The organism is Thomasclavelia sp., from assembly GCF_017889095.1.
Classification (GTDB): Bacteria; Bacillota_I; Bacilli_A; order Erysipelotrichales; family Coprobacillaceae; genus Thomasclavelia.
The window spans coordinates 1-5,192 of sequence record NZ_JAGHEW010000190.1; the positions used below are offsets into that span (position 1 = coordinate 1).

Consider the following 5,192-nt stretch of genomic DNA (forward strand, 5'->3'; position numbering starts at 1 on the left):
ATGTCTGGTGTTTAAACGAAGGGGCAATGAAGTTTTATGAAAAATGTGGTTTAACACCATTAAAAATAATGATGGAAAAGGTATTATAGAAAAATATAATATCTTTTTTGTTGATTTGAAAAAAAACAAATTTTATGCCACAATTATTTTAGGTGGTGATTCTTATGTATATTGAAACTCAAAGACAATATCCAATATTTAAAAATGATGAATTAACTGATCTTTTAGAACAAGTAACTTTCAAAATCAATAATTTTGGTTTATGGCAAAGTGATAAAAATCAAACCGTCAATTATATTACTAATGATATTGAAATTGTTTATTATTTACATGGCGGTTCAATCACAACTATCGGTAATAAACAATATACCTGTCCACCACAAAGTTTTTTACTATTAGAACCGTTTCAATTAAATACTTCTAAAAATATCGGTTATGATCATTATGCTTACTATTATTTTCATTTTGAAATTGAACCTCTTTATTTAAAAGAACAGTTTATTAATTTACTAACTAAACATGGTCATTTAATTTATGGTCATGAAATTAAAGACTTTCGCGAAATGCTTAATCGTTTATTGATCGAAGCTAATGAAAAAGAAATCGGTTATTCTAGTATCATTACTTCTGCTTTAATTAGGGTCATTGTTGAAATCATTCGGGCGCAATTAAAACGAACTGATGATAATAAAGTTGAAATTATTGCATCTTCATATACTAATTTAGTTAATGAAAGTATTAAATACATTCATCAGCATTTATACGAAAGTATTCGAATAACTAACTTATGTCAAGATCTAGGAATATCTTCAAGTGTTTTATATAAAGCTTTTATGCATGTTTTAAATATATCGCCAAGTGCTTATATTCAAAAACAAAAAATTCAAATTACCCAGAAACGGTTAATGCTTGGTGAAACATTAACTTCAATTGCTCAGGAACTCGGTTATTCCAGTGCTTATCATCTTTCTAAAGTATTTAAGCAAAATGTTGGATTAAGCCCTCGCGATTATAAAAAGAAAATGAAGGTTTTATAAACATATACTGAAAAGTATATGTTTTTTATTTAAATCGATATGTTTTATATATTTGTAAGTGCTATCATTTAATAAAGAGGTGAACAGCTTTGAAAACAAACAGCTATAAAAAATTATTCCAGCCGATTACAATCAACAAAATGACTGTAAAAAATCGGATCTTTATGACGCCAATGTCAACCAATTTTGCCACCAAAGATGGCTATGTAACTGATGAAATGATTTATCACTATGCTAGAAGGGCTAAAGGTGGTGTCGGTTTAATTACAACTGAAGTAGTAATGATTGAACCAACTTATAAATACATCTTACACACCGCTTCTTTACAAGATGATTCTTATATTGAAGGATGGCATAAACTTGCCGATGCAGTACATCAGCACGGTGCAAAAATTGTCCCTCAGTTATTACATCCAGCCTATATGGCTTTACCGTTTCCTAATACACCCCAATTAGTGGGACCTAGTGAAGTTGGACCATATTACGCTAAAGTACCGCCTCGTCCTTTAACAATCGATGAAATTCATCAACTAGTAGAATTATTTGGTGACGGTGCCAAAAGAGCCCAGCAAGCTGGATTAGATGGTGTAGAAATCCACGCTGCCCATGCTCATGCTTTGATTGGCGGTTTCTTATCACCATTATATAATAAGCGAATCGATGAATATGGTGGCGATATTACTCATCGAATCAGATTATTATTAGAAGTTATTGAAAATGTCCGTCAAAAATGTGGACCGGATTTTCCAATTATTGTAAGAATTAGCGGTGATGATTATGAAGATGGTGGTCAATCATTACATGAAGGATGTTATATTGCTAAAAAAGTTGAAGAAGCTGGAGCTGACATGATTCATGTATCTGGTGGGACAACCATTCATCGGGGTAGTTCGATTACCCCACCAGGAACTCCGCAAGCTAGTCACGTTCAAAGTTCGAAAGAAATTAAAAAATGTGTAAAAATACCCGTTGCTACAGTAGGCCGCTTGAATGAACCTTGGTTACTAGAAGAAATTCTTGAACGTGACTTAGCCGATATTTGTATGGTTGGACGTTCTTTACTATGTGATCCTGATTTTGTTAATAAGATCATGCTTGATCAAGAAGAAGATATTCGTCCTTGTATTGGCTGTCTTGGTTGTTTAAGTTCAACGATGTTAAAAGATCATATTGAATGTAGTATTAATCCCGCTTTAACTAGTGAAAACGAAGAAACAATCAAAACTGCAAGTAACCCTAAAAAAGTATTAATTGTCGGTGGCGGTCCAGCCGGAATGGAAGCTGCTTATGTTTTAAGTAAACGTGGGCATGATGTTACTTTGGCTGAAAAGAGTGATAAATTGGGTGGTACGATGATCGTTGCCGGTTATCCAATTGCTAAACAGCACTTTGCTCAGGCGACCAAATACTTCATTCACCGAACTAATCAGTTGAAAATCAAGCTTGAACTAAATACCTGTGTTGATAAAAATTATTTAACCACTCATCAATTTGATCATGTTTTAATTTGTAGTGGTGCTAAACCAATCAAATTAGAAATGTTTAATAACCATCCTCATAGCGGTGTAGCTCAAGATCTTTTATTAGGTAAAATGTGGGCTGGTAAAAACGTTGTTGTCGTTGGTGGGGGATCTGTTGGCTGTGAAGTAGCTGATTTTATTGCGCCATTAGTAAATGACCGTCATCCTAACAATAAAAAAGTTACTGTCATTGAAATGAAACCAAATATTATCATGGACGATACTTCACCATCAAGAAGTGTCTTAGTTAGACGAATGGCAAAAAAAGGAGTCAAGATCATTACTAGTGCAACCGTTAGTGCAATTGATGAAGCGTCAGTTACTTATCAAAAAGATGGTCAATCAATTACAATCAATGATGTCGATACCGTAATTAATGCCGTTGGTTATCAAAGTCGTCAGGAATTAAAATCGGTTTTAGAAGAATTAAAAATTAATTATCATTGTCTAGGTGATGCTAATCAGCCTGGCAAAATCAAAAATGCAATTTTAGATGCTTATCAAATTTGTAAAGACTTATAATAAGGAGAAATTAAATGAAATTATTAGAACCAATCCAAGTTGGAAAAATTACTTTAAAAAATCGCATTATGTTTCCACCAATGACTACGGGTTATGAAGAAAGAGATGGCACAATTGGTGAACAAAGCTTTAATTTTTATAAACGATTAGCTCAAGGTGGCGTAGCTTATATTGTTTTGGGTGATGTTGCCCCAGTAAATACCGTTTCCCCAACCCCTAAATTATTCCATGATGGTCAAATTCCAGCATACCAGGCTTTAGCTGATGCTTTACATGAATACGACTGTAAATTAGGAATTCAAATCTTCCATCCTGAATATGATGTTGATGCTTTAGCATTATTATTTAAACAAGGTGATATGCAAGGAGCCAGAGCTAAATTATATCATGATATGTTACATTATATTGATGAAGTAACAGAAGAACAATTAAATGCCATTTTAGAAAAAATTGGTGCCTGTGTTAAAAGAGCAGCCCAGGCCGGGGTTGATGTTGTTGAAGTTCATGGTGACCGTTTAATTGGTTCTCTTTGTTCAACAATCTTAAATCATCGTCAGGACAATTATGGTGGCAGCTTTGAAAACAGAATTAAATTTGCTTTAAATGTCGTTAAAACAATCAAAGATAATGCTCCTGATATTTGTATTGATTATAAATTACCAATTGTAACTGAAAATCCATTACGGGGAAAAGGTGGTTTAAAAATTGATGAAGCGATAAAACTAGCTAAAATATTAGAAGCTAATGGTGTCGATATGATCCATGTTGGCCAGGCTAATCATACTGGTAATATGAATGATACCATTCCCGCAATGGGAACTCAGCCATATTGTTTCATGTCTAAATATAATAAACAAATTAAAGATGCTGTTTCTATCCCCGTTTCTTCAGTAGGTAGAATCATTACTCCAGAAAACGGTGAAGCTTTAATTGAAAATGGTATTTGTGATATCGTTGGACTGGGAAGATCGTTATTAGCTGATCCTGATTATGTAACTAAATTAGAAAACAATCAAGCTAACCGGATTCGTCATTGTATCATGTGTAATAAAGGTTGTACTGATGCTATCCAAAATCGTAAATTTTTAAGCTGTGTTTTAAATGCAGAAAATGGCTATGAATATAAACGTGAAATTACCCCAGCTAGTGATAAGAAAAAAGTTGTCGTTGTCGGTGGTGGTCCTTCTGGAATGGAAGCTGCTCGAGTAGCCAAATTAAGAGGCCATGATGTTATCTTATTTGAAAAAGACACTCGTTTAGGTGGACAGTTGAATATTGCCTCTGTACCACCAAGAAAAGCGGAAATGAACCGGGCTTTAAACTATTTAGCTAATGAAATGAAAGTTTTAGACATTGATCTAAGATTAGGTCAAGAAGTTTGTCCAAAATGTGTCTTAGCCCAAAATCCTGATAGTGTTATTATTGCTACTGGTGCTAGCAATGCGATTCCTAGAATTCCCGGTACAGATTTACCACATGTCTTTGATGCTTGGAAAGTATTAAATCATGAACAATTACCTAGCGGTAAAGTAGTTATTATTGGTGGCGGTTTAGTTGGTGCAGAAACAGCTGAATTACTAGCTCAAATGGGATGTAAAGTAAGTATTGTCGAAATGTTAGAAGAAATTGCTAAAGAAGAATCATCAACAGTAAAACCAGAAATGTTCGCTGATTTTAAAAAACATGAAGTAAATTTATTAACAAAAACTAAAGTAACTAAAATTACAGCTACTCATGTTGAAGCTGAAAATGAAACTGGTCCTGTTACAATTGATTGTGATTATGTTGTTTTAGCTGTTGGTGCTAAACCTAATCCGTTCGATATTGCTGCCTTAAATGATGCCAATGTAAATGTTTATATTACTGGTGATTGTAATGGTAAAGCTGCTGATATCAACAAAGCAATTGAAGAAGGTTACTTAGCTGCTTGTGCAATTTAAAGAGTTACCAACCGGTAACTCTTTTCAACTCTAATAAACTTAAAAAATCACTTGCACTAAAAACATATAACAAACTACCCCACCAGCAATCGATAATAACATTTGTCTTTTCCAAAAATGTAACAATATTACAACCGTAATGCCAATCGCTTCAGGAATTCCATGGCTCCCGG

At 33.6% G+C, this 5,192-nt stretch carries 4 protein-coding genes; 3 read left to right on the forward strand and 1 reads right to left on the reverse strand.

Features of this window, described 5'->3' with window-relative positions; genetic code table 11:
* Nucleotides 1-164: 164 nt before the first annotated feature.
* The 3 genes from J7M77_RS08140 (at nt 165) to bilR (ending at nt 5,019) form a co-directional block, all read left to right on the forward strand.
* Nucleotides 165-1,037, forward strand: a complete 873-nt coding sequence (locus J7M77_RS08140; RefSeq protein WP_296877336.1) for an AraC family transcriptional regulator — start codon at nt 165-167, stop codon at nt 1,035-1,037.
* Nucleotides 1,038-1,126: 89 nt separating this feature from the next.
* Complete coding sequence (locus J7M77_RS08145) at nt 1,127-3,079, forward strand: FAD-dependent oxidoreductase (RefSeq protein WP_296877337.1); 1,953 nt, start codon at nt 1,127-1,129, stop codon at nt 3,077-3,079.
* Between the two features lie 14 nt (nt 3,080-3,093).
* Nucleotides 3,094-5,019, forward strand: coding sequence for a bilirubin reductase, long form (gene bilR, locus J7M77_RS08150; protein ID WP_296877338.1), 1,926 nt, complete (start codon nt 3,094-3,096; stop codon nt 5,017-5,019).
* Between the two features lie 39 nt (nt 5,020-5,058).
* Here the strand turns inward: bilR and J7M77_RS16890 are convergent, their stop codons facing one another.
* Nucleotides 5,059-5,178: an AzlD domain-containing protein gene (locus J7M77_RS16890; protein WP_367236978.1), complete on the reverse strand. Its 120-nt coding sequence runs from the start codon at nt 5,176-5,178 to the stop codon at nt 5,059-5,061.
* Nucleotides 5,179-5,192 lie beyond the last annotated feature (14 nt).